Origin of the sequence: Rhizobium phaseoli (genome assembly GCF_001664385.1) — a bacterium.
Classification (GTDB): domain Bacteria; phylum Pseudomonadota; class Alphaproteobacteria; order Rhizobiales; family Rhizobiaceae; genus Rhizobium; species Rhizobium phaseoli.
In genome coordinates, this window is the sequence record NZ_CP013532.1 from 4,074,544 (window position 1) to 4,099,213 (window position 24,670).

Annotated in this window: 28 protein-coding genes; 19 read left to right on the forward strand and 9 right to left on the reverse strand. The window is 62.2% G+C overall.

Going from position 1 to position 24,670, the window contains the following annotated elements; translation table 11 throughout:
• Nucleotides 1-21: 21 nt before the first annotated feature.
• On the forward strand, nucleotides 22-612 hold the full coding sequence (locus AMC88_RS19515) for a YqaA family protein (RefSeq protein ID WP_064822853.1): 591 nt from the start codon (nucleotides 22-24) through the stop codon (nucleotides 610-612).
• 126 nt (nucleotides 613-738) lie between these two features.
• Entirely contained in the window at nucleotides 739-1,254 is a 516-nt protein-coding gene (locus AMC88_RS19520) for a disulfide bond formation protein B (RefSeq protein ID WP_064825683.1), read from the forward strand.
• Between the two features lie 93 nt (nucleotides 1,255-1,347).
• On the opposite strand, the gene AMC88_RS19525 is transcribed toward AMC88_RS19520, so the two are convergent.
• Together AMC88_RS19525 and AMC88_RS19530 are read right to left on the reverse strand one after the other, a co-directional pair.
• Nucleotides 1,348-1,905: an HNH endonuclease gene (locus AMC88_RS19525; protein WP_004671754.1), complete on the reverse strand. Its 558-nt coding sequence runs from the start codon at nucleotides 1,903-1,905 to the stop codon at nucleotides 1,348-1,350.
• 111 nt (nucleotides 1,906-2,016) lie between these two features.
• Nucleotides 2,017-2,709, reverse strand: a complete 693-nt coding sequence (locus tag AMC88_RS19530; protein WP_064825684.1) for a DNA-3-methyladenine glycosylase family protein — start codon at nucleotides 2,707-2,709, stop codon at nucleotides 2,017-2,019.
• On the opposite strand from AMC88_RS19530, the gene gluQRS reads away from it, so the two are divergent.
• Nucleotides 2,708-3,589, forward strand: a complete 882-nt coding sequence (gluQRS, locus tag AMC88_RS19535) for a tRNA glutamyl-Q(34) synthetase GluQRS (protein WP_064825685.1) — start codon at nucleotides 2,708-2,710, stop codon at nucleotides 3,587-3,589. The genes AMC88_RS19530 and gluQRS overlap by 2 nt on opposite strands.
• Here gluQRS and AMC88_RS19540 read toward each other — a convergent pair.
• Nucleotides 3,554-4,477 (reverse strand): YihY/virulence factor BrkB family protein, encoded by a 924-nt coding sequence (locus AMC88_RS19540; protein ID WP_012485385.1) that lies wholly within the window; start codon nucleotides 4,475-4,477, stop codon nucleotides 3,554-3,556. The genes gluQRS and AMC88_RS19540 overlap by 36 nt on opposite strands.
• A gap of 75 nt (nucleotides 4,478-4,552) precedes the next feature.
• Between AMC88_RS19540 and AMC88_RS19545 the strand changes: the two genes are divergently transcribed.
• The 7 genes from AMC88_RS19545 to AMC88_RS19580 all read left to right on the forward strand — a co-directional run bounded on the left by AMC88_RS19545 (nucleotide 4,553) and on the right by AMC88_RS19580 (nucleotide 10,284).
• A complete protein-coding gene (locus AMC88_RS19545) occupies nucleotides 4,553-5,386 on the forward strand; it encodes an SDR family oxidoreductase (protein ID WP_010025556.1) in 834 nt (277 codons plus the stop codon).
• 14 nt (nucleotides 5,387-5,400) lie between these two features.
• The gene (locus tag AMC88_RS19550; RefSeq protein WP_004671745.1) at nucleotides 5,401-5,604 is read left to right on the forward strand and encodes a twin transmembrane helix small protein; all 204 of its coding nucleotides are present in this window, start codon (nucleotides 5,401-5,403) and stop codon (nucleotides 5,602-5,604) included.
• A gap of 269 nt (nucleotides 5,605-5,873) precedes the next feature.
• The gene (locus AMC88_RS19560) at nucleotides 5,874-6,452 is read left to right on the forward strand and encodes a cob(I)yrinic acid a,c-diamide adenosyltransferase (RefSeq protein ID WP_012485387.1); all 579 of its coding nucleotides are present in this window, start codon (nucleotides 5,874-5,876) and stop codon (nucleotides 6,450-6,452) included.
• Between the two features lie 33 nt (nucleotides 6,453-6,485).
• Nucleotides 6,486-7,274: a rhomboid family intramembrane serine protease gene (locus tag AMC88_RS19565; protein WP_012485388.1), complete on the forward strand. Its 789-nt coding sequence runs from the start codon at nucleotides 6,486-6,488 to the stop codon at nucleotides 7,272-7,274.
• Nucleotides 7,275-7,458: 184 nt separating this feature from the next.
• Nucleotides 7,459-8,208 carry an electron transfer flavoprotein subunit beta/FixA family protein gene (locus AMC88_RS19570; protein ID WP_064825687.1) on the forward strand — a complete coding sequence of 250 codons (750 nt, stop codon included), beginning with the start codon at nucleotides 7,459-7,461 and terminating at the stop codon, nucleotides 8,206-8,208.
• Between the two features lie 24 nt (nucleotides 8,209-8,232).
• Complete coding sequence (locus AMC88_RS19575; RefSeq protein ID WP_064825688.1) at nucleotides 8,233-9,162, forward strand: electron transfer flavoprotein subunit alpha/FixB family protein; 930 nt, start codon at nucleotides 8,233-8,235, stop codon at nucleotides 9,160-9,162.
• A 240-nt stretch (nucleotides 9,163-9,402) separates the two neighbouring features.
• Nucleotides 9,403-10,284 carry a 3-hydroxybutyryl-CoA dehydrogenase gene (locus tag AMC88_RS19580; protein ID WP_012485391.1) on the forward strand — a complete coding sequence of 294 codons (882 nt, stop codon included), beginning with the start codon at nucleotides 9,403-9,405 and terminating at the stop codon, nucleotides 10,282-10,284.
• 181 nt (nucleotides 10,285-10,465) lie between these two features.
• Here the strand turns inward: AMC88_RS19580 and tlpA are convergent, their stop codons facing one another.
• Nucleotides 10,466-11,128: a thiol:disulfide interchange protein TlpA gene (gene tlpA, locus AMC88_RS19585; protein ID WP_012485392.1), complete on the reverse strand. Its 663-nt coding sequence runs from the start codon at nucleotides 11,126-11,128 to the stop codon at nucleotides 10,466-10,468.
• A 26-nt stretch (nucleotides 11,129-11,154) separates the two neighbouring features.
• Here tlpA and argH point away from each other — a divergent pair, with 26 nt between their 5' ends.
• From argH to AMC88_RS19605, 4 genes are all read left to right on the forward strand, one after another.
• Complete coding sequence (gene argH, locus AMC88_RS19590; RefSeq protein ID WP_012485393.1) at nucleotides 11,155-12,558, forward strand: argininosuccinate lyase; 1,404 nt, start codon at nucleotides 11,155-11,157, stop codon at nucleotides 12,556-12,558.
• A 153-nt stretch (nucleotides 12,559-12,711) separates the two neighbouring features.
• Nucleotides 12,712-12,906, forward strand: coding sequence for an LPS translocon maturation chaperone LptM (gene lptM, locus AMC88_RS19595; RefSeq protein WP_004671378.1), 195 nt, complete (start codon nucleotides 12,712-12,714; stop codon nucleotides 12,904-12,906).
• A gap of 11 nt (nucleotides 12,907-12,917) precedes the next feature.
• The gene (gene lysA / locus AMC88_RS19600; protein ID WP_012485394.1) at nucleotides 12,918-14,186 is read left to right on the forward strand and encodes a diaminopimelate decarboxylase; all 1,269 of its coding nucleotides are present in this window, start codon (nucleotides 12,918-12,920) and stop codon (nucleotides 14,184-14,186) included.
• Between the two features lie 240 nt (nucleotides 14,187-14,426).
• Complete coding sequence (locus AMC88_RS19605) at nucleotides 14,427-17,087, forward strand: TIGR02302 family protein (RefSeq protein WP_064825689.1); 2,661 nt, start codon at nucleotides 14,427-14,429, stop codon at nucleotides 17,085-17,087.
• A 75-nt stretch (nucleotides 17,088-17,162) separates the two neighbouring features.
• Here the strand turns inward: AMC88_RS19605 and AMC88_RS19610 are convergent, their stop codons facing one another.
• The 3 genes from AMC88_RS19610 to AMC88_RS19620 form a co-directional block, all read right to left on the reverse strand.
• Nucleotides 17,163-17,522 (reverse strand): response regulator, encoded by a 360-nt coding sequence (locus tag AMC88_RS19610; RefSeq protein WP_003543311.1) that lies wholly within the window; start codon nucleotides 17,520-17,522, stop codon nucleotides 17,163-17,165.
• A gap of 170 nt (nucleotides 17,523-17,692) precedes the next feature.
• Entirely contained in the window at nucleotides 17,693-18,235 is a 543-nt protein-coding gene (gene hpt, locus AMC88_RS19615) for a hypoxanthine phosphoribosyltransferase (protein WP_004671390.1), read from the reverse strand.
• A 111-nt stretch (nucleotides 18,236-18,346) separates the two neighbouring features.
• Nucleotides 18,347-18,988 carry a membrane protein gene (locus AMC88_RS19620; protein ID WP_012485396.1) on the reverse strand — a complete coding sequence of 214 codons (642 nt, stop codon included), beginning with the start codon at nucleotides 18,986-18,988 and terminating at the stop codon, nucleotides 18,347-18,349.
• 206 nt (nucleotides 18,989-19,194) lie between these two features.
• Here AMC88_RS19620 and ftsE point away from each other — a divergent pair, with 206 nt between their 5' ends.
• The 4 genes from ftsE to AMC88_RS19640 all read left to right on the forward strand — a co-directional run bounded on the left by ftsE (nucleotide 19,195) and on the right by AMC88_RS19640 (nucleotide 22,639).
• Nucleotides 19,195-19,854, forward strand: a complete 660-nt coding sequence (gene ftsE, locus AMC88_RS19625) for a cell division ATP-binding protein FtsE (RefSeq protein ID WP_004671394.1) — start codon at nucleotides 19,195-19,197, stop codon at nucleotides 19,852-19,854.
• Nucleotides 19,847-20,860, forward strand: coding sequence for a cell division protein FtsX (locus AMC88_RS19630; RefSeq protein ID WP_041683787.1), 1,014 nt, complete (start codon nucleotides 19,847-19,849; stop codon nucleotides 20,858-20,860). Before ftsE ends, AMC88_RS19630 begins: the two co-directional genes overlap by 8 nt.
• A 67-nt stretch (nucleotides 20,861-20,927) precedes the next feature.
• The gene (locus tag AMC88_RS19635; protein ID WP_170960108.1) at nucleotides 20,928-21,644 is read left to right on the forward strand and encodes a YdcF family protein; all 717 of its coding nucleotides are present in this window, start codon (nucleotides 20,928-20,930) and stop codon (nucleotides 21,642-21,644) included.
• A 197-nt stretch (nucleotides 21,645-21,841) separates the two neighbouring features.
• Nucleotides 21,842-22,639, forward strand: coding sequence for a lysophospholipid acyltransferase family protein (locus AMC88_RS19640; protein ID WP_012485400.1), 798 nt, complete (start codon nucleotides 21,842-21,844; stop codon nucleotides 22,637-22,639).
• On the opposite strand, the gene AMC88_RS19645 is transcribed toward AMC88_RS19640, so the two are convergent.
• Complete coding sequence (locus AMC88_RS19645) at nucleotides 22,640-23,170, reverse strand: gamma-glutamylcyclotransferase (protein WP_041683945.1); 531 nt, start codon at nucleotides 23,168-23,170, stop codon at nucleotides 22,640-22,642.
• A 49-nt stretch (nucleotides 23,171-23,219) separates the two neighbouring features.
• Here AMC88_RS19645 and AMC88_RS19650 point away from each other — a divergent pair, with 49 nt between their 5' ends.
• On the forward strand, nucleotides 23,220-24,236 hold the full coding sequence (locus tag AMC88_RS19650) for a DUF2125 domain-containing protein (protein ID WP_012485402.1): 1,017 nt from the start codon (nucleotides 23,220-23,222) through the stop codon (nucleotides 24,234-24,236).
• 12 nt (nucleotides 24,237-24,248) lie between these two features.
• Here AMC88_RS19650 and AMC88_RS19655 read toward each other — a convergent pair whose 3' ends face one another.
• On the reverse strand, nucleotides 24,249-24,668 hold the full coding sequence (locus AMC88_RS19655) for a GNAT family N-acetyltransferase (RefSeq protein ID WP_012485403.1): 420 nt from the start codon (nucleotides 24,666-24,668) through the stop codon (nucleotides 24,249-24,251).
• Nucleotides 24,669-24,670 lie beyond the last annotated feature (2 nt).

Here is a 24,670-nt window from a genome sequence, read left to right on the forward strand (position 1 = left end):
TTGCAATAGGAAAGGAACGGAATGCTCCGCAGACTTTACGACTGGACCATGTCTCTGGCCGCGCGCAAATCGGCCGAAGTCTGGCTCGCCGTCATCGCCTTCGTCGAAAGCTCCGTCTTTCTCGTCCCCGCCGACGTGCTGTTCCTGCCGATGGCGCTCGCCAAGCCGGAGCGCTCCTATCGCTATGCGCTGATTGCGACCGTCGCCTCCGTGCTCGGCGGCATTGCAGGCTGGGCGCTCGGTCATTACGCTTATGAGGCGGTGGCGCGACCAGTTCTCGAATTCTATGGCAAGCTCGATGCCTTTGAGCAGATGAAGGCCTATGTCACCTACGAGTGGATCCTGCTGCTGCTTGTCACATCAGGTCTTGCACATCTGCCGCCAATCAAGATCGTCACCATCCTGTCCGGCGTCATTAACGTCAACCTGGGCCTTTTCATGGTTTCGGCGATTATTGCACGCGGCGCGCGTTTCCTCTTCCTCGCCTGGCTGCTGCGCCGCTATGGCGAGCCGATCCGCGACTTCATCGAGAAACGCCTTGGCCAGCTCGTCGGCATCGGTGCCGCTGCGGCAATCGTGCTATACGTCGGCTACCGCTCGTTCGCTCACTAGAGCATTTCGTTTTTCCTCGAATAGCGAAGATGCTCTCTCTCTTTTAATTTTACGCAATTCCGGACGCAAAACCGCTTCACACTTTTGCTGGAATTGCTCCAAGCCAAACTCTCGCGGAGCTCCGCTATGACTGTCACCGCCTCGCCGCTCGCTCGTCCCGGCTTTATCTATTCCATATTGCTCGCTATCGGCATGGCGGCGGTGGTCGGCGGCGCCCTCGGTTTCCAGTATATCGGCGGCTATATTCCCTGCGCCCTCTGCCTGCTGCAGCGCCAGCCCTATTATTATGCGATTCCGATCGCCGTTCTCGCCGCGATCTGTGATCTCGTCGGCCTGCCGAAGTGGATTTCCCGCGCCATGATTCTCGCGGCCGGCATCCTGATGCTGGTCACCGCCGGCATGGGCGTCTATCACGCCGGCGTCGAATGGCATTTCTGGCCGGGTCCGGCCACCTGCTCGACCACCGCAAGCAGCATGACGACCAATGCCGGCGATTTGCTCGGCGAACTCAATACGATCAAGGGCCCATCCTGCACCGATGCGGCGCTCCGGGTGCTCGGCCTGTCTTTTGCCGGCTGGAACGTGATTGCGGGGATCCTGCTTGCGGCCTTCGCCTTCGTCGGCGTGCGCAAAGCCGCCTGACGCAAGGCGTCGCGGGCGTCCGCAACGGGCCATTGATAACGACAAAGCGCGGTGCTGGCCACGGTCGAGGCGACGCGCTCCAGACGGGTGCGATCAGGGCTGCAATTCGGTATCCCAGTAGAGATAGTCGAGCCAGCTGTCATGCAGATAGTTCGGCGGGAACAGCCGGCCGTTATTGTGCAGATCCTGCACCGTCGGCTGGTAGGGCTTCTGCGCCGGGAACATGCCTGCCTGCTTCGGAAGCTTGCTGCCCTTGCGCAGATTGCAGGGCGAGCACGCCGCCACGACATTCTCCCAGGTCGTCTCGCCGCCATGGGCGCGCGGGATGACATGGTCGAAAGTCAGGTCGTCATGGGCGCCGCAATACTGGCACTCGAACCGATCGCGCAGGAATACGTTGAACCGAGTGAAGGCAGGATTGCGGGACGGCTGCACATAGGTCTTCAGGCATACGACACTCGGAAGCCGCATCGAAAAGCTCGGCGAGGAAACCGAATGTTCATATTCTGCGATGATGTTCACACGGTCGAGAAATACCGCCTTGATCGCGTCCTGCCAGGACCACAGCGACAAGGGGTAATAACTCAGCGGCCGGTAGTCAGCGTTCAGGACGAGCGCTGGCAGGGCCTGCGGGGAGACTGCAATCGTCAAGGGACTCTCCTGATCGATTCGGCATCTGCACCTGTATATTAGGCCGGTTGTTACAGGATTGTGAAGTCCAATAAATTCAGAGGATAAAGGCAATTTGAAGAGTGTGGCCGATCAGCCGGTCGGCACCATGTCGCGGCGCATTTTCGTGGCGTAATAGGCCCAGAAAAGCCGGGCTGCCACCGAGCGCCACGGCGACCAGACTTCCGAGAGCTTGGCAAGCGCCTTCGCTTGCGGCCGCGCCGCAAGTCCGAGCGCGGCGCCGACGGCATTCTGCAGCGCGACATCGCCGGCCGGAAAGACATCGGCATGGCCGCCGCAGAACATCAGATAGACCTCCGCCGTCCACGGGCCGACGCCCTTCAGTCCCGTCAGTTCGCCAAGCGCGTCGCCCGGCGGCTTCAGGCACAGCCCGGAAAGATCGAGGCGGCCGGAGGCAACCGCGTCAGCGATCCGCGTCAGCGTATCGGCCTTGGCGCGCGACAGGCCGAATTCCCGCCACGCCTCGGGGTGAAGCAGCAGGTAGGCTTCCGCCGTCAGCGGGCCATCCGCCGGCAGCATGCGCCGCCAGATTGCCTCGGCGCTGGCGCGCGAGACCATTTGCGACACGATGATATGGGCAAGTCCGGCAAAACCCGGTTCGCGCAGCCGCAGTGGAAGCGGACCCGCATGCGCGGCGATCGGTGCAAGCCGCGGATCCAGGCGAAGCAACGCTTCGAGCCCCAGCCTGACGTCGTCGTCGTTGCGGATGATCTGCACGCGTCCTCCCAGTGGTTCAAAACCAAAATCCGTGGCAGAAGAAAGCATGACCACGAGCGACCGTCAAAAACCTGTCTTTCGTTTTGCGCCGAGCCCCAACGGACCGCTGCACCTCGGCCATGCCCTTTCGGCCCTTTTGAACCGTGACATGGCCGACGCTTTGCATGGCCGCCTGCTGCTGCGCATCGAGGATATCGACCAGGCCCGCTGCACCCCCGAATTCGAGGCCGGCATCCTGCGGGACATCGACTGGCTTGGCATCGACTGGGAAAGTCCGGTGCGGCGCCAGTCGGAACATTTTCCGGAGTACCAGGCGGCGCTGCATGCGCTGATCGAACGCGGCCTGGTCTACCCGGCTTTCCTGACACGCGGCGAGGTGAAGGCGCGTGTCGCCGCCTATGAGGCAGCGGGCGAATCCTGGCCGCGTGATCCCGATGGCACGCCGCATTATCCGCCGATTGATCGCGAGCGGCCCGAAGCCGAATGGCGGGACATCCTTTCCTCCGGGAAAAAACATGCCTGGCGGCTCGACATGCGCAAGGCGCTCGACCTGATCGGTGAACTGCTGTTCTGGACCGAAACCGGCGACAGCAGGACAGGCGAGATCGCCGCCGAGCCTGGCGTCTGGGGGGATGTCATCCTCTCGCGCTCCGACGCACCCTCGAGCTACCATCTTTCGGTGGTCGTCGATGATGCGCTGCAGGGCGTCACCCATGTCGTGCGCGGGCTCGACCTTTTCTACGCCACATCGGTGCACCGGCTGCTGCAGGTGCTGCTCGGCCTGCCGCAGCCCCTCTATCACCATCATCGGCTCATTCTCGACGCCGATGGCCGCAAGCTTTCGAAGAGCGAAGGTGACAGCGGGCTCGCCGAATTGCGTGCCCAGGGCATGTCAGGGGCCGACATTCGCCGCCTTGTCGGGCTCTGAGCGCCGTTCGACACGCTCTCTGCCGACGATCGAAAGCGTATGCGAGAACATCCGGAAGACGCGGAACTTGATCAGCGCCGCATTGATCTCCGCGCCGATGATGAAGATGACGCCGACCATATAGAGAAAGATCAGCACGATCATCACCGAGGCGAGACCGGCATAGGTGGCGGTATAATTGGCGAAGGTGGCCAGATAATAGGCAAAGATCAACGCGCCGGCGAGCCAGAGAAGCAACGTCAGCAAGACCCCCGGGATGACGTCGAAAACCCGCCGCTTGCCGGCCGGCAGCCACAGATGCATGACCAGCAGGCCGACGGTCAGCACCACGAGCGTGCCGTAGATGCGCCAGCTGAAGACGATGTCGAGCGTATCGGCAAACAGCGGAAACCAGTTCCGGGCATAATCGAGCGCCAACGGCACCGCCACCAGCAGGATGCTGATCGCCGCGAAGATGATGACTGCGATCAGGACGTAGCCGAGGCTGGCCAGGCGGGTGAAATACCACGGCCGGGTTTCCTGCACCCGATAGGCACGGTTCAGCGAAATGCGCAGCGCCTCGACGCCGTTCGAGGCGAAATAGGCGGCCGCCAGCACCGAGATCGTCAGCAGCCCGCCGCGCGGAATGGTCAGAACCTGCAGAACCTGGTCGGCAAGCGGCTTGGCGATCGCTTCGGGCCAGGTGTCGAAGATCAGATGGATTGCGGTGGAGGAAAACTGATCGGCGCCGAGAAAGCTTGCAAGCGCGGTACCGAAGATCAGGAACGGGAAAACCGCAAGCAGGCTTGACAGCGCGACGTGGCTTGCCATCGCAAATCCGTCGTCCTCGACCATGTGACAGATCGCGTCATAGACCACGTCGTAGATCGTGCGCAGCACCTTCCGCATTCCGTCTCCGGCTTCCAGATTGTATCCTCTGGCCGAATATGGGAAACGAGTCCCATTTTGTACAGGAATCATTCCATGGTGGAGCAGCGTACAATCGTCGTCACCGGCTGTTCCTCCGGCATTGGCGCTCATTGCGCCCGGGCGCTGAAAGCCGATGGCTGGCGCGTCTTTGCGACAGTGCGCAAAAAGGATGATCTGCCGGCCCTCGAAGCCGACGGCATTGAAACCTTCTTGATGGACTATACCAGATCCGAGACGATCACCGAGCTGGTCGGCGCGGTTCTCGAACGCAGCCGCGGTCGCATCGACGCGCTCTTCAACAACGGCGCCTTTGGCCAGCCGGGTGCCGTCGAGGATCTTTCGACGGCAGCGCTGCGCGCCCAGTTCGAGGCGAATTTCTTCGGCTGGCACGAATTGACGCGGCAAGTGATTCCGTCGATGCGCAGACAGGGCCAGGGCCGGATCGTGCAATGCTCGTCCATACTCGGCGTGGTCCCATACCGCTATCGCGGCGCCTACACCGCCTCCAAATTCGCGCTCGAGGGCCTCAGCATCACCCTGCGCATGGAGCTGCACGGCAGCGGCATCCATGTAAGCCTGATCGAGCCGGGACCGATCGCCACACGTTTCACCGCCAATGCGCTGGCAAAGATCAAGGAGAATATCGACGTCGAGAACTCGCCGCACGCGGCCGATTATATCAGGCAGTTGACGAGGCTTGAGGGTTCGGGGCCGGTCAACCGTCATAAACTTGGCCCCGAGGCGGTCTATTCGGTGTTGAAACACGCATTGAACGCGAAAAATCCAAGGCCACATTATCCTGTAACGACTCCGGCTAAACAGGGCATGTTCCTGAAGCGGCTGCTTCCGGCGGACCTCTTCTACAATCTGATGCGCTGGACGGACTGAGAAAGCTGAATGCCATGTCTACGGTCACCTATATCCTTGCGATCATCGTCATGGGCGTCGTCGCCCTTGTGCTGATTCGCGGCCTCTTCAACATGATGAAGGGCGGCGACGCCAACCTTTCCAACAAACTGATGCAGCTTCGCGTCCTGCTGCAGGCAGTCGCCGTCATCCTGATCATGCTGACGCTCTGGATCACCGGCGGCGGCCGCCCGAGCTGAGGAAACCACGGAGCAGGGATTTTGATGATGCACGCGGACAGCAATGACGGAGGAGAGGTGAGCGGCGGCTTGAGGAAGCACCCCGACGCGGTGTGCGTGAGTATGCCGGGGCGAGCTTGGCGTGAAGGCCAACCCCGGTCATCCTCGAGCTTGACCCGCGGATTCATCCCCATAGCCGCTGACAGATGCGGTGTGGATGCTCGGGTCAAGCTCGAGCATGACGGAGGTTGGGGGGACGCGACCAACCTCCCCTCGATCGGCGGTGCGGCATGGTAAAACTCAACAAGATCTACACGAAGACCGGCGACGACGGCACGACGGGGCTGGCCTCCGGCCCGCGCCGCAGGAAGGACGATCTGCGCGTCGAGGCCTATGGCACGATCGACGAGGCCAACTCCGCGATCGGCCTGGCGCGGCTTTACACGACAGACTTGGCCGACCTCGACGCCATGCTGATGTCGATCCAGAACGATCTCTTCGACCTCGGCGCCGATCTCGCCACGCCCGATACCGGCGAGCCGCCGGCCTACGAGCCGCTGCGGATCGTCGAGACGCAAGTCGAGCGCATCGAGCGCGATATCGATCGGCTGAATGCCGACCTCAACCCGCTGACATCCTTCATCCTGCCGGGCGGCAGCCCGGCCGCTGCGCATCTGCATCTCGCTCGCACGATCGCCCGCCGAGGCGAGCGGCTGATGGTCACGCTGGCGCGCATGGAGGGCGAAATCGTCGGCGGGGCCGCGATGAAATATATCAACAGGCTTTCGGATTTCCTCTTCGTCGCCGCCCGCCATGCAAATGACCGAGGTCGTGCGGATGTGCTTTGGGTTCCGGGAAAAAACAGATAGGTTTGCCACGATCACGATTGCCGGGGGGCCTTTATGTTCATACCATTTCACGACGCCAATACGCTGAAACACATCAAGGTTCAGTGGGTGACGCTGGCCTTGATCGCGCTCAATGTCGCAGTCTGGCTCTTCACCAGCCTGGAGAGCGAACAGGCTGCCCAGGCAACGACCGTCGGCCTCGGCTACATCCCGGCAATCGCCTTCGGACAGGCTCGGTTGGCTGAGGGATTGGACATCGTGCCGGAGTCGATGACCTATCTCACCTATGCCTTCGTCCATTCGGGCTTCTGGCATCTGGCTTCAAACATGGTCTTCCTCTGGGTCTTCGGCGACAACGTCGAGGATGCGATGGGGCATATGCGCTTCCTGCTTTTCTACCTCCTCTGCGCGGCCGCCGGCGCGCTTTGCCACGGCTTGCTGACGACGAGCCCGGAAGCGCCGCTGGTCGGCGCCTCGGGGGCGATCTCCGGAGTCGTTGCCGCCTATGTCATGCTGCATCCGCGCGTCAGGGTCTGGGTGCTGGTGTTCTTCCGCGTCCCCTTGCCCCTGCCGGCCTTCGTGCCGCTGCTTTTGTGGATCGGCCAGCAGTTCTTCATGCTGGCGATTGCCCGCGATGGCGACGTCTCCTGGGGCGCCCATGTCGGCGGCATTCTTGCCGGAGCGGTTTTGATCCTGGTGCTGCGTCGTCGCGGCGTACCACTCTTCGATCGGCAAATGCTGACGCCCCGCGCCGTGAGGAACGAAGCAGGCGCCGGTACGGCTGTTGCGGCCGGCGCGGATGGACGGGTCGAGCGTCTTCCCTGGGGTCGCGGCCGCGGCTAACAGATATATTGACGCGCACGTAAACGTCCATATATTGCCGACGCAATCCCCTGCCTGCGTCATGCAAGCGTTGTATTTGGGGGAAAAACGCGTATCCATGTCGCCATTCGACAATCGAAGCGGCGCTCGAGCGCGCATTTTCCTTAAAAGCCTCGCTGAAGCCAGTTTTCTTGAAGGAGACCCCATGAAGATTCTCGTCCCCGTCAAACGGGTTGTCGACTACAACGTGAAGATCCGGGTGAAGCCGGATGGCACGGGTGTCGAGCTTGCCAATGTGAAGATGTCGATGAACCCGTTCGACGAGATCTCGGTGGAAGAGGCGCTGCGACTGAAGGAAGCCGGCAAGGCGGAAGAAGTGGTGGTGGTGTCGATCGGTCCGGCCAAGGCCGAGGAGACGCTGCGCACGGCCCTCGCCATGGGTGCCGACCGGGCGATCCTGGTCGAGACCGACGATCAAGTCGAGCCGCTCGCCGTCGCCAAGATCCTCAAGGCGGTCGCCGATGCCGAACAGCCCGGATTGGTCATCGTCGGCAAGCAGGCGATCGACGACGATAGCAACCAGACCGGCCAGATGCTGGCGGCATTGCTGGGCTCCGCCCAAGCGACCTTCGCCTCGAAGATCGAGATCGGGGACGGCAAGGCAACGGTCACCCGCGAGGTCGACGGCGGCCTGCAGACGATCGAGATCAAGCTGCCGGCGGTCGTCACCACCGATCTTCGTCTGAACGAGCCGCGTTATGCCTCGCTGCCGAACATCATGAAGGCGAAGAAGAAGCCGCTCGACAAGAAGAGCCCGGCCGATTTCGGCGTCTCGACGACGCCGCGGCTGACGGTGTTGAAGACCGAGGAGCCGTCCGGCCGCAAGGCCGGCGTCAAGGTCAAGTCGGTCGCCGAACTGGTCGACAGGCTGAAGAACGAAGCCGGCGTGCTGTAACGGGCAAGAACAGGAGCAATTCTCATGACCATTCTTCTTCTGGCCGACCATGACGGCCATCACCTCTCCGACCAGACCGCCAAGGCGCTGACGGCAGCCTCGCAGATCGGCGCCGACGTGCACATCCTCGTCGCCGGCAAGGCCGCCAGGGCAGCGGCCGATCAGGCCGCCAAACTCTCTGGCGTCTCCAAGGTGCTGCTCGCTGAAAGCGACACGCTTGCCAACAATCTGGCCGAGCCGCTCGCCAATCTGATCGTCTCGCTCGCCGGTTCCTACGACACGATCGTCTCGGCCGCCACCTCCGTCGGCAAGACCGTGCTGCCGCGGGTCGCCGCGCTGCTCGATGTCGCCCAGATCTCGGAGATCATCGAGGTCGTCAGCGCCGATACCTTCAAGCGGCCGATCTATGCCGGCAATGCCATCCAGACGGTGCAGGCAAGCGACGCGAAGAAAGTCATCACCGTGCGCACCGCCTCGTTTGCTTCGGCTGCGGAAGGCGGCTCTGCCTCTGTCGAGGCGATCGCAGCGGCCTCCGATCCGGGTCTGTCGCGCTTCGTCGCCGATGCGCTGTCGGCCTCCGACCGTCCGGAACTGACCTCGGCGAAGATCATCATCTCCGGCGGCCGCGCCTTGGGTTCGGCGGAGAAGTTCAAGGAGGTCATCCTGCCGGTTGCCGACAAGCTCGGGGCTGCCGTCGGCGCCAGCCGGGCGGCCGTCGATGCCGGTTATGCCCCGAACGACTGGCAGGTCGGCCAGACCGGCAAGGTGGTGGCGCCCGATCTCTATATCGCCGCCGGCATCTCCGGCGCCATCCAGCATCTGGCCGGCATGAAGGATTCGAAGGTGATCGTCGCCATCAACAAGGACGAGGAGGCGCCGATCTTCCAGGTCGCCGACTACGGCCTCGTCGCCGATCTGTTCGACGCCCTGCCGGAATTGCAGAAGGCGCTGTAAAGCATGCCGCGCAAAACTGCAGGGCGGTTTTGCGAGGACATATGCATAAAAGCAAAGACCTTAAGCGCGACAAGCGAATCGGAAAGATCGCAACGCGCTTCAAAGCCCTCGATGCTTTTCTTTCGCACTTGCGAATGACTGGAAAATTGTCTTTTATCTGCTGCCGGGCGATCTTTCGTCCGGCAGTAATGCTAAAATAATGCGGCAACGCGGGGGCGACTGCCGAGCGGGGGTTTGGAGATGAGTGCGGTGTTGAAGAATATTGGGATCATCGGTGCCGGCCAGATGGGCTGCGGCATCGCGCATGTTTCGGCCGCCGCAGGGTACAGGGTCCACATCTACGATCTCTCGCAGGACCGCATCGAATCCGGCCTCGCCACCATCAATGGCAATCTTGCCCGGCTGGTGACGAACGGCAAGATGACGGATGAGGAACGTAAATCGACCTTGTCGCGCATATCGGGCTCGGCCGATGTCAACGACCTCGCCCCGTCCGATCTCGTCATCGAGGCAGCCACCGAGGATGAAAGCGTCAAGCGCAAGATTTATAGTCAGGTTTGTCCGGTGATGAAGCCGGAAGCGCTGCTTGCCACCAACACCTCCTCTCTTTCGATTACCCGGCTTGCTGCCGCCACCGACCGCCCCGAACACTTCATGGGCATACATTTCATGAACCCGGTGCCGGTCATGAAGCTGGTCGAACTGGTGCGCGGCATCGCCACCGATGAGAAAACCTTCTCCGCCGCCAAGGAATTCGTCGGCACGCTGGAAAAGACCATTACCGTCGCCGAGGACTTCCCGGCCTTCATCGTCAACCGCATCCTCCTGCCGATGATCAACGAGGCGATCTACACGCTCTATGAAGGCGTCGGCACGGTCGATGCCATCGATACGGCGATGAAGCTCGGCGCCAACCACCCGATGGGACCGCTGCAGCTTGCCGATTTCATCGGCCTCGACACCTGCCTGTCGATCATGCAGGTGCTGCATGACGGCCTGGCGGACTCGAAATATCGACCCTGCCCGCTGCTGGTGAAATATGTCGAAGCCGGCTGGCTCGGACGCAAATCCGGCCGCGGCTTCTACGACTATCGCGGCGAAGTACCGGTCCCGACCCGGTAAGTAACCAGGCATCATCAGAACGGGCGAATGGACCGGACGCCCGGGACATGCTTTCCTTGCGGTGAACGGGGGAAACGCCATGTCGACCGAAACACCGATGTTCCTGCTGCAGTGCTGCGTCCTTATTGGAATTGCCGGAGTTTTCCTGATCAGAGGAAATGGCGACTCCTGACCGGTATCCTTACGATCCGATCGCACCCTTGATCAAAGTCTTGGCGTCCTCGCTGTCCCAGGCGGCGGGTCCGTTCATGGCGGAGATCAGGCAGCCCTTTTCGTCGAGCAGCAGCGTCACCGGCAGACCGAAGGCGAGACCTTCCTTCTTCAGGCTGTTGAAGACGCCGATCGTATTGTCGCGGTAAAGCTGCAGCGCATCGACGCCGGTCTCGGCGAGGAAAGCCTTCGGCTTCTCGTCGTCACCCGTATCGATATTGACCGGCACGACCTGGAACTTGTCGCTGCCCATCTGCTTTTCCAGTGCGTTCAGCGCCGGCATCTCCTCGCGGCAGGGCACGCACCACGTGGCCCAGAGATTGAACAGCACGGTCTTGCCGGCGAAATGGTCGAGCGTCAGCGGCTTGCCGTCAGGGCCATTGAAGGACACCCCGGCCAGCTTGCGCGGCTCGTTGGCGGCGACCATCGCGGCAACCTGCCCCTTCATTAGCGGCGTCAGATTGGCGGCGCGTTCCCTGGCCAGCGGGCACTCGGCCGAAGCCGTATTGCCGATGCCATTGCCAATCCCCGTCTCCTTCACGTATACCGCTGCCGCACCGGCAACAACGCCTGCAACGGCGGCGATTGCGATCAGTTTTACGGACGGCAGGCCGAAGGGTTTTTTTGTCGTCATTTCATTCTCCAGGGCGGGCATCTTTCATGGCCGAGAGCAACACGGACTCCAAATCCTCCAACCAGATGTGGGGCGGGCGTTTCGCCTCCGGCCCGGACGCGATCATGGAGGAGATAAATGCCTCGATCGGTTTCGACAAGAAGCTATTCGCGCAGGATATTCGAGGTTCCATCGCGCATGCGACGATGCTCGCCCATCAGGGGATCATCTCGGCCGAGGATAAGGACAAGATTGTTCACGGGCTAAACACGATCCTGTCAGAAATCGAAAGCGGCAATTTCGAATTCTCGCGCCGGCTCGAAGACATCCATATGAACATCGAAGCGCGCCTGGCGACGCTGATCGGACCGGCCGCCGGCCGGCTGCACACCGCCCGCTCGCGCAACGACCAGGTGGCGCTCGACTTCCGCCTCTGGGTGAAGGAAGAGCTTGAGAAGACCGAGAAGATGCTGACCGGCCTGATTGCCGCCTTCCTCGACCGCGCCGAGGAACATGCCGAAAGCGTGATGCCGGGCTTCACTCATCTGCAGACCGCCCAGCCCGTCACCTTCGGCCATCACTGCATGGCCTATGTCGAAATGTTCGGCCGTGACCGCTCGCGGGTGCGCCACGCCATCGAGCATCTGGACGAAAGCCCGATCGGCGCGGCCGCCCTTGCCGGCACCGGCTATCCGATCGATCGCCATATGACGGCCAAGGCGCTGGGTTTCCGCGAGCCGACCCGCAACTCCATCGACACGGTCTCCGACCGCGATTTCGCCATCGAATTTCTGGCGATCGCCGCGATAACGGGCATGCATCTATCGCGCCTGGCCGAAGAGATCGTCATCTGGTCGACGCCGCAATTCGGTTTCGTGCGCCTGTCCGACGCCTTTTCGACCGGCTCCTCGATCATGCCGCAGAAGAAGAACCCGGATGCCGCCGAACTGGTGCGCGCCAAGACCGGGCGCATCAACGGCTCGCTGATCGCCTTGCTGACGATCATGAAGGGCCTGCCGCTCGCCTATTCCAAGGACATGCAGGAAGACAAGGAACAGGTCTTCGACGCGGCCGAGAGCCTGGAGCTGGCGATCGCCGCCATGACCGGCATGGTGCGCGACATGACCGTCAACACCGCGCGCATGAAGGCGGCGGCCGGTTCCGGTTTCTCGACTGCGACCGATCTTGCCGACTGGCTGGTGCGCGAAGCCGGCCTGCCCTTCCGCGATGCCCATCACGTGACCGGGCGCGCCGTGGCGCTGGCCGAAAGCAAGGGCTGCGACCTTGCCGAACTGCCGCTCGCCGACCTGCAGGCGATCCATCCTGATATCACCGACAAGGTCTATGACGTGCTGACGGTGGAAGCCTCGGTCGCCAGCCGCAAGAGCTTCGGCGGTACCGCACCCTCCGAGGTGCGCAAGCAGATCGCCTTCTGGCGCGCCCGCAACTGAAAGAAAGGCGAGGCGAAAAGCCGCTTCGCCCTTCCCTCGCACGGGGAAAAACCGTCCAACAATCAGGGTGCACAAGGCGGAGAAACTTCGCTATGAAGATGTCCATCGTTCGGAACGAATGATGTCCGCCATATCTCGCACAAGAGGATATCCATGCAGAAGAGCTTGCCGCACCTCATTCGCTTGACGGCGGTCATCGCCGTCATCGGCCTTGCCGTTGCCGGATGCGGGCGCAAAGGCGATCTCGATCCGCCGAGTGCTGCGGCAACGAAAGAAGGCGACGTTTCCAAGCCGACGAAACAGCCAGGAACCGTTGACAAGCCCTTCCTTCTCGATCCTCTTCTTTAAGGCATAAGCCCGTGAACCATTTCGAGTACCGCGACGGCATCCTTCACGCCGAGAACGTTCCCGTTCCCGAGATCGCCAAGGCGGTCGGTACGCCGTTCTACGTCTATTCCACCGCGACCCTGGAACGCCATTACCGGGTCTTCTCGGAAGCCTTCGCCGATATGGACTCGATGGTCTGCTACGCGATGAAGGCGAATTCGAACCAGGCGGTGCTGAAGACGCTGGGTCGCCTCGGCGCCGGCATCGACGTCGTCTCGGAAGGGGAACTGCGCCGCGCGCTCGCAGCCGACATTCCGGCAAGCCGCATCATGTTTTCAGGCGTCGGCAAGACCCCGTCCGAGATGGATTTCGCGCTCGAGGCCGGCATCTACTGCTTCAACGTCGAATCCGAACCAGAGCTTGAAATCCTCAACCAGCGCGCCGTCAGCGCCGGAAAGAAGGCCCCCGTCTCCTTCCGCATCAACCCGGATGTCGACGCCAAGACGCATTCGAAGATCTCGACCGGCAAGAAGGAAAACAAGTTCGGCATCTCCTGGGAGCGCGCCCGCGCGATCTATGCCCATGCCGCCAAGCTGCCCGGCATCGAGGTCACCGGCATCGACATGCATATCGGCAGCCAGATCACCGAGTTGCAGCCTTTCGACGACGCTTTCAAGCTGCTGCGCGACCTTGTCGCGACGCTCCGCGCCGATGGCCATACGATCGATCACGTCGACATCGGCGGCGGCCTCGGGGTCCCCTATAAGGACGACAACAATCCGCCGCCGCTGCCGGATGCCTATGCGGCGATCGTCAAGAACCAGCTGCGCGATCTGAACTGCAAGGTCATCACCGAGCCCGGCCGCCTGATCGTCGGCAATGCCGGTATTCTGGTGACCGAGGTGCTCTATGTGAAGGACGGCGGCGAAAAGACCTTCGTCATCGTCGACGGCGCGATGAATGATCTCATCCGCCCGACCCTCTACGAGGCCTATCACGAAATCCGCCCGGTGACGATTTCGGCGGCGAACGCGCCGCGCATCCGCGCCGACGTCGTCGGCCCCGTCTGCGAGACCGGCGACTATCTGGCGCTCGATCGCGAAATGGCGATGCCGAAGCCCGGTGATCTGCTGGCCGTCAGCACGGCCGGCGCCTATGGCGCCGTGCAGGCCGGCACCTATAACAGCCGCCTGCTGGTCCCCGAAGTCCTGGTCAAGGGCGGCGATTTCCATGCGATACGGCCGCGCAGAACCTATGCCGAGCTGATCAGCCTCGATTCGGTTCCGGCCTGGCTCGACTGAAGCTGTTGCGCAAGACATGCATAAAACAAAGATCTGAAGCGCGGGAAGCAACCTGAAAAAATCGCGACGCGCTTCAAGGTAGAGCATCACTTTTTGACGAATAAACGTGAAAAGCCGGTATTGCCGGCCGCCCGCCCTCGCCTTCGCCACAAAGAGTGTTATCCTTGTCAGCATGAGCATATTGCCTCGCAATCGCCGGAAGCGCCCTCTGTTCCACTTGAGATCGCGGAGACCGGACCGATGACAAGCCCCTTCAGGCAGAAGAAGGGTGCATTTGCGCTCCGCCCTGCCCTTGCCCGGCTGGTGACGACAAAACGTCTGCTGGCGCGCATCGTGCTTTTTTGCGAGCAGCTGCTGCCGCCTCTGGTGACGGTCCTGTCGGTCGTCGCGCTTTATCTCTCCGCCTCCTGGTTCGGCGTGTTCCGCAGCGCGCCCGACTGGTTGCGCATCCTTCTGTTGATCGCCTTCGCTTTCGCTTTGCTCGTCGCGCTTCTTCCCTTCCGCAATCTGCGCTGGCCGAGGATCGCCGAAGCCGACCGCATGCTGGAAGAGCGCAACGGCCTGCCGCACCAGCCGGTCACCGTCCAGGAAGACGAACCGGCCTTCGATGCGCCCTTCGCCCGGGCGCTTTGGCGCGAGCACCAGTTGCGCATGGCCGAAAAGATCGCAGCGCTCGATGCGGGCATGCCGAGGCCCGACATTGCCGGGCATGACCGTTTCGCCCTTCGCGCCATTCCGGCGCTGGTGCTGGTCACCGCCTACGCTTATTCGCTGTCGATCAATGGCGGTTCGATCAGTGACGCCTTGCAGGCAGCACCCGAACAGGTGACGGTCGATCCTGCGGTGCGCATCGACGCCTGGGTGACGCCACCCTCCTATACCGGCCGCGCGCCGGTTTACCTGACCGCCGACGGCAGTGAACAGGCGCCGATCGGCATTCCGCAGTTTTCCGCCCTCACCGTACGCGTCAGCGGCGGAAAGACCGCCGAAAAGGTCGTGTTCCGCAAGGCAAATGGTCAGGCGCAGGATATCGCCTTGCAGGCGGACGCAAGCCCGCGCCAGACAACCGCGACAGCCGGCAACCCGGCGGATGCCGCAACGGCCGGCCAGCCCGCCGTCGCGCAGACGCATGCGATGAAGCTCGAGGAGAACGGCGCGCTCGAAGTCAACGGCCGCCGCTGGAGCTTCGACATCCTTCCCGACAAGGCGCCGGAAATTGCCTTTGACGGCTTGCCGAAGCCCAGCGTCAACGGCGCGCTTGAAATTGGTTTCACCGTCAAGGACGACTACGGCGTCCAAGAGGCTCATGCCGAGATCGTGCCGGTCGAAACCGATCCGCAAGCGACGCCTCTCTACCCATTGCCGGAGTACAGGCTGGATATTCCCCGCCGCAACGCCCGCGACGCGAAGGGTGTGACCAGCAGGAACCTGACCGAACACCCGCTCGCCGGCAAACGCGTGCGCGTGACGCTCGTTGCCAAGGACGGAGCCGGCCAGACCGGCCGCAGTCCGCCGCACGAGATGACGCTGCCGTCGCGGCCGTTCAACGAGCCGCTTGCCGCGGCCGTCGCCGAGGAACGGCAGGTTTTCGCCCTCGACACCCGCAGGATGCCGCAGGCGATCGCGCTGAACGAAGCGCTGACCATCCGTCCCGAGGAGACCATCCCCAAGCTCACCAACTACCTGCTGCTGGAATCCGCCCTGGCGCGGATGAAACTCGCAAGGGGCGAGGAGGCGCTCAAGGATACGGCCCAATATCTCTGGGAGATCGCCCTCGGCATGGAGGACGGCGATCTATCCCTTGCCGAGCGCAAGCTGCGCCAGGCCCAGCAGAATCTTGCCGACGCATTGAATCGCAACGCGCCGGACGAAGAGATCAAGAAGCTGATGGACGAGTTGCGCAAGGCAATGCAGGACTATCTGAGCGAGCTTGCCCAGCGCATGCAGAATGCGCCGACGCAGCAAAACCAGAACGCCCAGAACATCCTGCGCCAGCAGGATCTGGAGCGGATGATGGACCAGATCGAAAATCTCGCCCGCTCCGGCAACCGTGACGCGGCCCAGCAGATGCTGTCGGAATTGCAGCGCATGATGAACAATCTGCAGGCTGGCCGGCCGCAGCGCGGTCAGCAGAGCCAGGAGAATAGTGAGGCACGCAAGCAGATCGACAAGCTCGGCCAAATTCTGCGCGACCAGCAGAAGCTGATGGAACAGACCTTCCGCCTCGATCAGCAGCTCAAGGACCGCATGCAGCGCGGCGAACCCGATATGGGCGAAAACGATCCGCTGCTCCACGAGATGGCCCCCGGCGAAAACGGCGAGCCGCAGGAGCAGCAACAGGGTCAGCAAGGCCAGGAAGGCCAGGAAGGCCAGCAGCCCTCCGACCAGATGACGGCCGAACAACTGCGCGAGGCGTTGAAACAGCTGCGCGCTGAGCAGGACGGGCTCGGCAAGCAGCTGGGTGAATTGCAGAAAAAGCTGGGCGAAATGGGCATGAAGCCCGGCCCCGGTTTCGGCCAGGCGCAGCGCGAGATGGAAGGTGCCGGCCGCGAACTCGGCCAGGGCCACGGCCAACCGGCGATCGAAAACCAGGGCCGCGCCCTGGAAGCGCTTCGCCAAGGCGCCCGTGACATGATGAACCAGATGATGCAGGCGCAGCAGGGCCAGCAAGGCCAGGGCCCGAATGGCCAGGTCGGCCAGGGCGAGCAGAACGGCCGCGACCCGCTCGGCCGGCCGCGCCGGATCCAGGGGCCGGAATTCGACGACAGCGTCAAGGTACCCGATGAGATCGACGTTCAGCGGGCACGGGAAATTCTCGACGCGATTCGCGAAAAGCTCAGCAATAACCCGCCGCAGGAAATGGAACGGCGATATCTCGAACGGCTGCTGGATATCCAATAGGCCTCAAGCGCGTAACCCCGAAAATCGCAATCGATTTCCGGGGTTACGCGTGAAATTCCGAAGAGTGAACGCGCTTTAAGCGACGAGCGCCCGGGCAACCGCCTTGCGGATATCGGGAAGCGCGAATGGCTTGGCGACGACGTCGATGATCTTCTCGGCAAGATCGTCGGCCCGTTCCCGCTGTTCGGCATAGCCGGTCATCAGCAGGATTTTCAGGCCGGGAAAGGCGTCTTTTGCCTGATGGGCAAGTTCGATGCCGTCCATGACAGGCATGCGGATATCGGACAGCAGCAGATCGTAGACGCCGTCCTTGAGCTTCTCCAGTCCCTCGGCGCCGTCGGCCGCCTCATCGGTCTCATGACCGTCGAGTCTGAGCGCCCGGGCTACGAAAGACCGCAGGGAGTCCTCGTCTTCCGTAATCAGAATTCTTGCCATATGTGCATTGCTCCGTCTTCAGCCCCGCGACGGAAATCACCAGACTTTCCTTTTCGATCGGTAAAGATGGCGAAGCGATGGACGGAATGGTTAACAACCCGTCTCGAGCGACAGCACCGCGCCGCGCGTCTTTTTCAGACGTGCGACGGCGCTGCGGTCCGCCCGATCATTCAGGCGTCGCCGGTCACCACGCCGACGAAGGGCAGTTCACGGAAGGCGTAGGCGACATCCATGCCGTAGCCGACGACGAAATAGTCAGGGCATTCGAAGCCGACATAATCGGCCTCCAGCTTTTCCTTGCGCTTGACGCGCTTGTCGAGCAGCACGGCGATAGTGACGTTGCGTGCGCCACGCTCGAACAGCAGCTCCTTGGCAAAAAGCAGCGTCCGGCCGGATTCGAGAATATCGTCGATCAACAGGACGTCGCGGCCATGCACATCGCTGTCGATATCCTTGACGATGCGCACGCCCTGCGAGACCGTGCCGCTGCCATAGCTCGACAGCGTGATGAACTCGACCTCTGGGGCAAGCCCGGTGTCATGCAGGGCGCGGATCAGGTCGGCGGCGAAAATGAAGGAGCCCTTGAGCACGGCGATGACGAGCAGGTCCTTGGTCGGACCGTTGGCGATCTCCCGCGCCATCGCATGATTGCGTTCGGCGATCTGTTCGGCGGTGAACAGCGGCTCGATGTTTTTTCCGCGCACGACAGGCATAGGCTTGCTCCCTGAAAAGAAGGGTAAGCCGTTAGCACATATGCGCGCTTGAAACAGCCTCGCCAGCCAGGAAATTAACCGGATTGCCACGACCTGTGGCAGGAAAGTCGGCTAAGGCAGGAACGAAAGCCGGACTTCCGGCAATGGTCCGCCGGCATGCTGGACGCGCGCCGAAAAGCCCCGGCTCTGGCCGCCATAGATGACGTCGACAGGCGGGTTGATGACGATGCTCGCGGTCAACCGCTCGTCGGTCACGAGATCGGCGCGGATCGGCTGCAGCGTTTGCGTCGTGCCGCTGTCGTTTTCGATGATGCCGTTGATGACGAGCACGCGCATGCCGTTCGCATCACGCGGCGTCGCCGTCACATGGGTGAAATGCAGCGGCGCTCCGGAATAGGCTCGGCTGCCCGACAGACCGGAGAAGCCACCCGCAAGCCCGAAGACGAGCACGACAAGCGCCAGCACCAGTATGGCGAAGCTGCGCATCGACGCGCGCTGCAGCCAGGTCTCTGCTTCCCGCAGAAGAGAAGCGGCGATCGCCAGCCAAAGCGATGGCTGTGTGCCTGCCCGCTTGCGGTTGTCGTTATGGGTCCTCGCCGTGAACTCCCGCGGCCGCACCTTGCCGAGCGTGACGAATTCGGCGTCGGCAATATCGGCCGGGCGCGGATTGCGGTACGGGCGGCTTGCGGGTTCGGGCGGCAGGAAATCATAGGCCTGGCCCGGTGTCCGGCGGCTGAAGAAGGATGCTTCCATGGTGACTGCCTCGCAGATGTCCACATGGTTTCGCTGCCAGCGCTAATCTTGGCATTGAAACGAATCCTGCTCAGTCGTAAATTTTAATGGTTAATGCTTCGCAAAGATCGCCATCAAACGGGCGTCTTTCCGGCAAAATTTACCGGCTGTTAACGGTGTTGGTTAACAAGTCACGCGGTGAAACCAAGAACAGACTGAGCTGCCCGTTGATCCACTTCGAGAATGTCGGTTTGCGCTACGGCATGGGCCCGGAAATCCTCCGGGACTTGACCTTCGACATTCCGAAGAAATCCTTCCAGTTCCTGACCGGCCCGTCGGGCGCCGGCAAGACATCGCTGCTGCGGCTGCTCTTCATGTCGCTGCAGCCGACGCGCGGCCTGATCCGCATGTTCGGGCGCGACATTTCCGAAATTCCTCGTCCCGAGCTGCCGCTGCTGCGCCGGCGCGTCGGCATCGTCTTCCAGGATTTTCGTCTGCTCGATCATCTCACCACCTATGAGAATGTCGCTTTGCCCTTACGGGTGCGCGGCAAGGAGGAAAGCTCCTACAAGACCGATGTGCTGGAACTGTTGAAATGGGTTGGCCTTGGCGAACGCATCAACGTGCTGCCGCCGGTGCTCTCCGGCGGCGAGAAGCAGCGCGCCGCCATCGCCCGGGCGCTGATGGACCGGCCTGAGGTGCTGCTGGCCGACGAGCCCACCGGCAATGTCGACCCGCCGATGGCCCGGCGCCTGCTCAATCTGTTCCTCGAGCTCAACCGGCTCGGCACGGCGGTCGTGATCGCGACCCACGATCTGGCGCTGATGGAGCAGGTGGAGGCCCGCCGCATGATCCTCTCGGAAGGGCATCTCGATATCTATGACTGAGCCCCCATCCAGCAACCGGGAGAAGACGCCGGCCCGGGCCCAGCAGAAGCGGCCGGAAATGCGCGTGCGCCCGACCGCGCCGATCCTGCCGCCGTCCAATATCCAGGGCAATGCCCTGATGGTGGTAATATCGATCATGGCCTTTCTCGCCTGCCTGACGCTCGGCGGCGTCAGCATGGTGCGTTCGACGGCGGCGAGCTGGGAAAGCCAGATCTCCCGCGAGATCACCATCCAGATCAAGCCCGACGACAATCTCGACATGGAAAAGGCGCTGACTCAGGCGCGTGACCTGGCGCTGACATTCGTCGGCACCAAAAGTGGCCAGATCGTCGACGAGGCAGCCACCGCCCGTCTGCTCGAACCGTGGCTCGGCCCCGGTCTCGACCTCAAGGATCTGCCCGTCCCCCGACTCGTCGTCATCACCATCGACGAGAGCAACCCGCCGGATTTCGATGCAATGCGCGGCCTGCTGAAAGACAGCATCCCGCAGGCGAGCCTCGACGATCACCGCACCTGGGTCGACCGGCTGGTGTCCATGGCGGACACGACGGTGCTGATCGGCACCGGCGTCCTGCTCCTGGTCTTTTCGGCAATGGTGCTCACTGTCGTCTTCGCCACACGCGGCGCGCTGTCGGGCAATCGGCACATCGTCGAAGTGCTGCATTTCGTCGGCGCCGAAAGTTCCTTCGTCGCCACCGAATTCCAGAAGCATTTCCTGAAGATCAGCCTCAAGGGCTCGGCGATCGGCAGCGCGCTTGCCGCTCTTTTCTTCGCCACCGCCGGCTTCTTGCAAAGCCGCACCTTGGCGACGCCGGAAACGGATCAGGCAACCGCGCTGTTCGGCACCTTTTCCGTCGGCGTCCTCGGTTATGCCGGCATCTTCGCGACCATGATCGTCATCGCGCTGCTGACGACTGTCACCGCCCGGTTGACCGTCATGCGGACGATCTATGAAATCGATACATTGCGCTCGGACCCGACGCGCACCGATGGCATCGCAAGTTGATCGTGGCCATGTGGTTTTGTCATTAAAGCGTCTGTTCCACGCCGCAATCAGCGTATAATCACGATTCATGACCATGGGCCATACGACACGCAACCCGATTCGGCGGGATCCGGAGCTTGATCGCCCGGCAGGCCTGCCGCCGCGGCGCGGGCTGATCCGGCGCCTGCTGCGCTGGGGCGGCTTTGGATGCGTTCTGGCGATCGCCCTGCTGTTCGGCGGCTTCCTGCGCTTTGCCGATTCCGTGACGACGCTGAAGCCCCCGGTCGAGCCGAAGGCGGACGCGATCGTCGTGCTGACAGGCGGTTACCAGCGCATCGACCAGGCCGTGGAACTGTTGCAGAAGGGTGTCGGCAAGCGGCTCCTGATCTCCGGCGTCCACCCGACGACGACGCCGGCCCAGATCCGCAAGATGACACAGGGCTCGGCCAATCTCTTCTCCTGCTGCGTCGATATCGGGCATGACGCGTTAGACACGATCGGCAATGCCGAGGAGACCTCCAACTGGATCCATGCCAAGGGATACAGAAGCGTGCTCGTCGTCACCAACAATTATCATATGCCGCGCAGCCTCGCCGAACTCTCCTATGTCGACCCCGACATCGAGTTCATCCCGTATCCCGTCGTCAACTCGGATCTGAAAACCCGCAACTGGTTCACCGATCCGAACGCGATGCGCGTCATGCTGGCCGAATATGCGAAGGTGCTCTTGGCCGGCGCCCGCAACATCACCGGCTTCGGCCGTCATACAGGATTGCGCTCGGCCAGTGCGTCCGCCTCGGACTAGGTTTTGCCAGAGCATGATGCCGAAAAGTGTGAGCGGTTTTCGGACGACATCATGCTCCAACTCTTTTAATTTGGAACAGGATTCAGATTTCAGGCCCGGCCTGAAATCTGAATCCTGTTCTGGGGCGGCATCAAACGCTTTTTATGACGACCAATATCGTGTAGGCCGGTCGCGTGAGCCTGCCTCGGGAAAATTTCATGATCGCCCTGCGTTCCGTCCTCTTCAACACGATCTTCTACGCCAACCTCATCATCCGGATGATCGTTCTCTCTCCCTATTATTTCGCGGTGCCGCGGCTTACCGCCTATGCGATCCCGAAGAACTGGGCGCGCTCCAACCACTGGCTGATGCGCATGATCATCGGCGCGACCTTCGAGATCGAGGGGCTGGAGAACCTGCCTGACGGCAGCTATATCCTGGCGCCGAAGCACCAGTCCTTCTGGGATACCTACGCGCTTCTGCCGAGGCTCAAGGATCCGGTCTACATCCTGAAGCGCGAACTGATGTGGATTCCGCTCTTCGGCTGGTATGCGAAAAAGCAGCGCATGATCCCGGTCGATCGCGGCGCCCGCGGCAAGGTGATGGTGGAAGTGTTGAGACGCACGAAGGAAGAGCTTTCGACCGGCCGCCAGCTCATCATCTATCCGGAGGGCACCCGCCGCCCGCCGGGCGCCGAACCGGTCTACAAATACGGTATCGCCCGAATGTACCGCGACCTCGGCATTCCGGTCGTGCCCGTCGCCATGCATCCCGGCCTCTTCTGGCCGCGGCGGAGCTTCCGTCGTTATCCCGGCCACTTCAAGGTGCGAATCCTGCCGCCGATCATGCCGGGAATGGATCCGGACGCCTTCTTCGCCCATCTGATCGAGGTGACGGAACGGGCAAGCGACGAGCTCCTCATCGACACCGTCGAACGCAATCCGCATCTGCCGCTGCCGCCGACGGCGGTTGAAAGACTGACGGAGCTGCGCAAACTGAAGGCGGCTAGGGCCTGATCAAGCGGCGCGCAACCGTTCCACCTCGTTGACGACCTGCTCCAGCCAATGGTCTCGGATGCCCATCTGCTTCAGATGCGCGAGCGTGTTGAAGACATAAGCGTCGTTCGGACCGGACTGCCCCTCGGCCTCGTTGACCACCCGCGCCGCCGCAAGCGCATCGAGCGTACCGGCATATTGCTCATGGTCGCGATCGGCAACATAGGTTACCGCCTCCGCCCTGCGGCCGCCAGCAAATTGCAACCGGACGCGGCGCTCCAGATAGACGTTGGTGACGAGTTCGCGGGCACGGAGATAATCGATCACCGCGTCCCAATTTTTCGGCGAAATACGGAAGGCCATGCCGCGGCAGGCGCCGCCCCTGTCGAGGCCGAGAACCAGGCCCGGATTGTCGCGCGTGCCGCGATGAACGAAGGAACGGACACAGAGCGAACGCCTGTAACCATGTACCAGAGCCTCTGCCCGTTCCAGGAACTCGAAGCCCGGATTCCACATCAGCGAGCCGTAGCCAAACACCCAAAATTCGTCCATATCGCACGCCAGACCGGAATCACATTGCGATTCACCATTGGAGAACATCATGGCAGCGTCAAGCCGATCCGGCAGCGGTCAATCCACCAGCGGCAAGAAATTCTGGTTGCTGGGCGGAGGCATCCTCCTGGCGATCGCGCTCTATACCGGCGGCTGGTTCTATGCGGCATCGGCGCTGAAGACGACGGTGCTGAAAGCGATCGCGCCGCGCGACCAGGCGGGCGTCAGCGGCGAATGTGCCGACATCGAATTCCGCGGCTATCCCTTCCGCATCGGCCTGTTCTGCTCCAAGATCGATGTCGACGACACTGTCAACGGCGTCTCCGCCACCTTCGGCGCGCTGCGCTCGGCAGCCCAGGTTTATGCGCCCGGCAATATCGTCTGGGAACTCGATTCGCCGGCCGAGATCCGCACCACCAACGGCCTGACGATCTCGGCGCAATGGACGAACCTTGAGGCGAGCCTCGCAACCAGGCTGAAAGGCATCGACCGCAGCTCGACGGTCATCGAGGGCCTGAAGGCGACGGCGGTTTCTTCGTTCACCGGCGAGACGGTGAACTTCGATGCCGCCCGCACGGAAATTCATCTGCGCCAGAACGGCACCGATCTCGACGGCGCGATCTCCGTGCAGGATGCGAATACGGCCATCACCGACTGGCCGCAGGTCTTCCCGAAACTCTCCGCCAGCATCGATCTGACCGTTGCCGGCAAGGCCGGCCTGATCGACGGCAGCGACCCGAATGGCCTTAACGGTTCTGCCGGAGAGCTGCGCCGCATCGTCGCCGACATCGGCGACGGCAAGGTGATGACCCTGACCGGCCCCTTCTCCTTCGACGAACACGGTTTCCTCTCCGGAAAATTCAAGTTGGAGATCGAACGGCTCGGACCCTGGGGCGACAGCCTGAAACAGACCTTCCCGGACATCGCCTCGACCGTCAACACGGCGACCAAGCTCTTGAAATCGCTGGCCGGCGGCAAGGACAAGGTGTCGGTCGATCTCGTTGTCGATCATGGCAACGCCACCGTCAGCGGCTTCATCCCGCTCGGCCGGATCCCGCCGATCTGACCAGCCTGTTTCTCAGGCTATGTGCTTGATGAAGAAAACCTCGGGCACCGATTGCAGACCTGGGAGCCCGATTGCGCCGGTTTCGGTAAATCCGTTGCGGCGATGCCAATCCTGCGGCCGGCTCTCGTCGCATTCGCTCGACGTCATCAGCAGGCGGGCGCCTTCGGCGCGCATCGCCGCTTCCCAGGCAAGAAACAGCGCCGTGCCGACACCCGACCGGCGATAGGCAGGCTGGATACGGACCATCTCCAAATAGGGAACCCTGCCCCAGAAACGGGAAAAGCGCAGGAAGCCGACGATCTCGCCGGCCTCCTTGGCCACAAGATATTCGCCAAGCGCCACGCATCGCGACACCCACGGCTGACCAACGTTGGCATCCTCGCGCACCAGCCAATCGATGTCCCCCTGGCTCGCGCTCGTCACCTCCACCATCG

Bases quoted from the DNA above. Each gene is read 5' to 3' on its own strand.
- AMC88_RS19515 (WP_064822853.1), top strand. From the start codon at position 22: ATGCTCCGCAGACTTTACGACTGGACCATGTCTCTGGCCGCGCGCAAA.
- AMC88_RS19520 (WP_064825683.1), top strand. From the start codon at position 739: ATGACTGTCACCGCCTCGCCGCTCGCTCGTCCCGGCTTTATCTATTCC.
- gluQRS (WP_064825685.1), top strand. From the start codon at position 2,708: ATGACCACGAGCGACCGTCAAAAACCTGTCTTTCGTTTTGCGCCGAGC.
- AMC88_RS19530 (WP_064825684.1), bottom strand. From the start codon at position 2,709: ATGCTTTCTTCTGCCACGGATTTTGGTTTTGAACCACTGGGAGGACGC.
- AMC88_RS19540 (WP_012485385.1), bottom strand. From the start codon at position 4,477: ATGCGGAAGGTGCTGCGCACGATCTACGACGTGGTCTATGACGCGATC.
- AMC88_RS19545 (WP_010025556.1), top strand. From the start codon at position 4,553: ATGGTGGAGCAGCGTACAATCGTCGTCACCGGCTGTTCCTCCGGCATT.
- AMC88_RS19550 (WP_004671745.1), top strand. From the start codon at position 5,401: ATGTCTACGGTCACCTATATCCTTGCGATCATCGTCATGGGCGTCGTC.
- AMC88_RS19560 (WP_012485387.1), top strand. From the start codon at position 5,874: ATGGTAAAACTCAACAAGATCTACACGAAGACCGGCGACGACGGCACG.
- AMC88_RS19565 (WP_012485388.1), top strand. From the start codon at position 6,486: ATGTTCATACCATTTCACGACGCCAATACGCTGAAACACATCAAGGTT.
- AMC88_RS19570 (WP_064825687.1), top strand. From the start codon at position 7,459: ATGAAGATTCTCGTCCCCGTCAAACGGGTTGTCGACTACAACGTGAAG.
- AMC88_RS19575 (WP_064825688.1), top strand. From the start codon at position 8,233: ATGACCATTCTTCTTCTGGCCGACCATGACGGCCATCACCTCTCCGAC.
- AMC88_RS19580 (WP_012485391.1), top strand. From the start codon at position 9,403: ATGAGTGCGGTGTTGAAGAATATTGGGATCATCGGTGCCGGCCAGATG.
- tlpA (WP_012485392.1), bottom strand. From the start codon at position 11,128: ATGACGACAAAAAAACCCTTCGGCCTGCCGTCCGTAAAACTGATCGCA.
- argH (WP_012485393.1), top strand. From the start codon at position 11,155: ATGGCCGAGAGCAACACGGACTCCAAATCCTCCAACCAGATGTGGGGC.
- lptM (WP_004671378.1), top strand. From the start codon at position 12,712: ATGCAGAAGAGCTTGCCGCACCTCATTCGCTTGACGGCGGTCATCGCC.
- AMC88_RS19605 (WP_064825689.1), top strand. From the start codon at position 14,427: ATGACAAGCCCCTTCAGGCAGAAGAAGGGTGCATTTGCGCTCCGCCCT.
- AMC88_RS19610 (WP_003543311.1), bottom strand. From the start codon at position 17,522: ATGGCAAGAATTCTGATTACGGAAGACGAGGACTCCCTGCGGTCTTTC.
- hpt (WP_004671390.1), bottom strand. From the start codon at position 18,235: ATGCCTGTCGTGCGCGGAAAAAACATCGAGCCGCTGTTCACCGCCGAA.
- AMC88_RS19620 (WP_012485396.1), bottom strand. From the start codon at position 18,988: ATGGAAGCATCCTTCTTCAGCCGCCGGACACCGGGCCAGGCCTATGAT.
- AMC88_RS19630 (WP_041683787.1), top strand. From the start codon at position 19,847: ATGACTGAGCCCCCATCCAGCAACCGGGAGAAGACGCCGGCCCGGGCC.
- AMC88_RS19635 (WP_170960108.1), top strand. From the start codon at position 20,928: ATGACCATGGGCCATACGACACGCAACCCGATTCGGCGGGATCCGGAG.
- AMC88_RS19640 (WP_012485400.1), top strand. From the start codon at position 21,842: ATGATCGCCCTGCGTTCCGTCCTCTTCAACACGATCTTCTACGCCAAC.
- AMC88_RS19645 (WP_041683945.1), bottom strand. From the start codon at position 23,170: ATGGACGAATTTTGGGTGTTTGGCTACGGCTCGCTGATGTGGAATCCG.
- AMC88_RS19650 (WP_012485402.1), top strand. From the start codon at position 23,220: ATGGCAGCGTCAAGCCGATCCGGCAGCGGTCAATCCACCAGCGGCAAG.
- AMC88_RS19655 (WP_012485403.1), bottom strand. From the start codon at position 24,668: ATGGTGGAGGTGACGAGCGCGAGCCAGGGGGACATCGATTGGCTGGTG.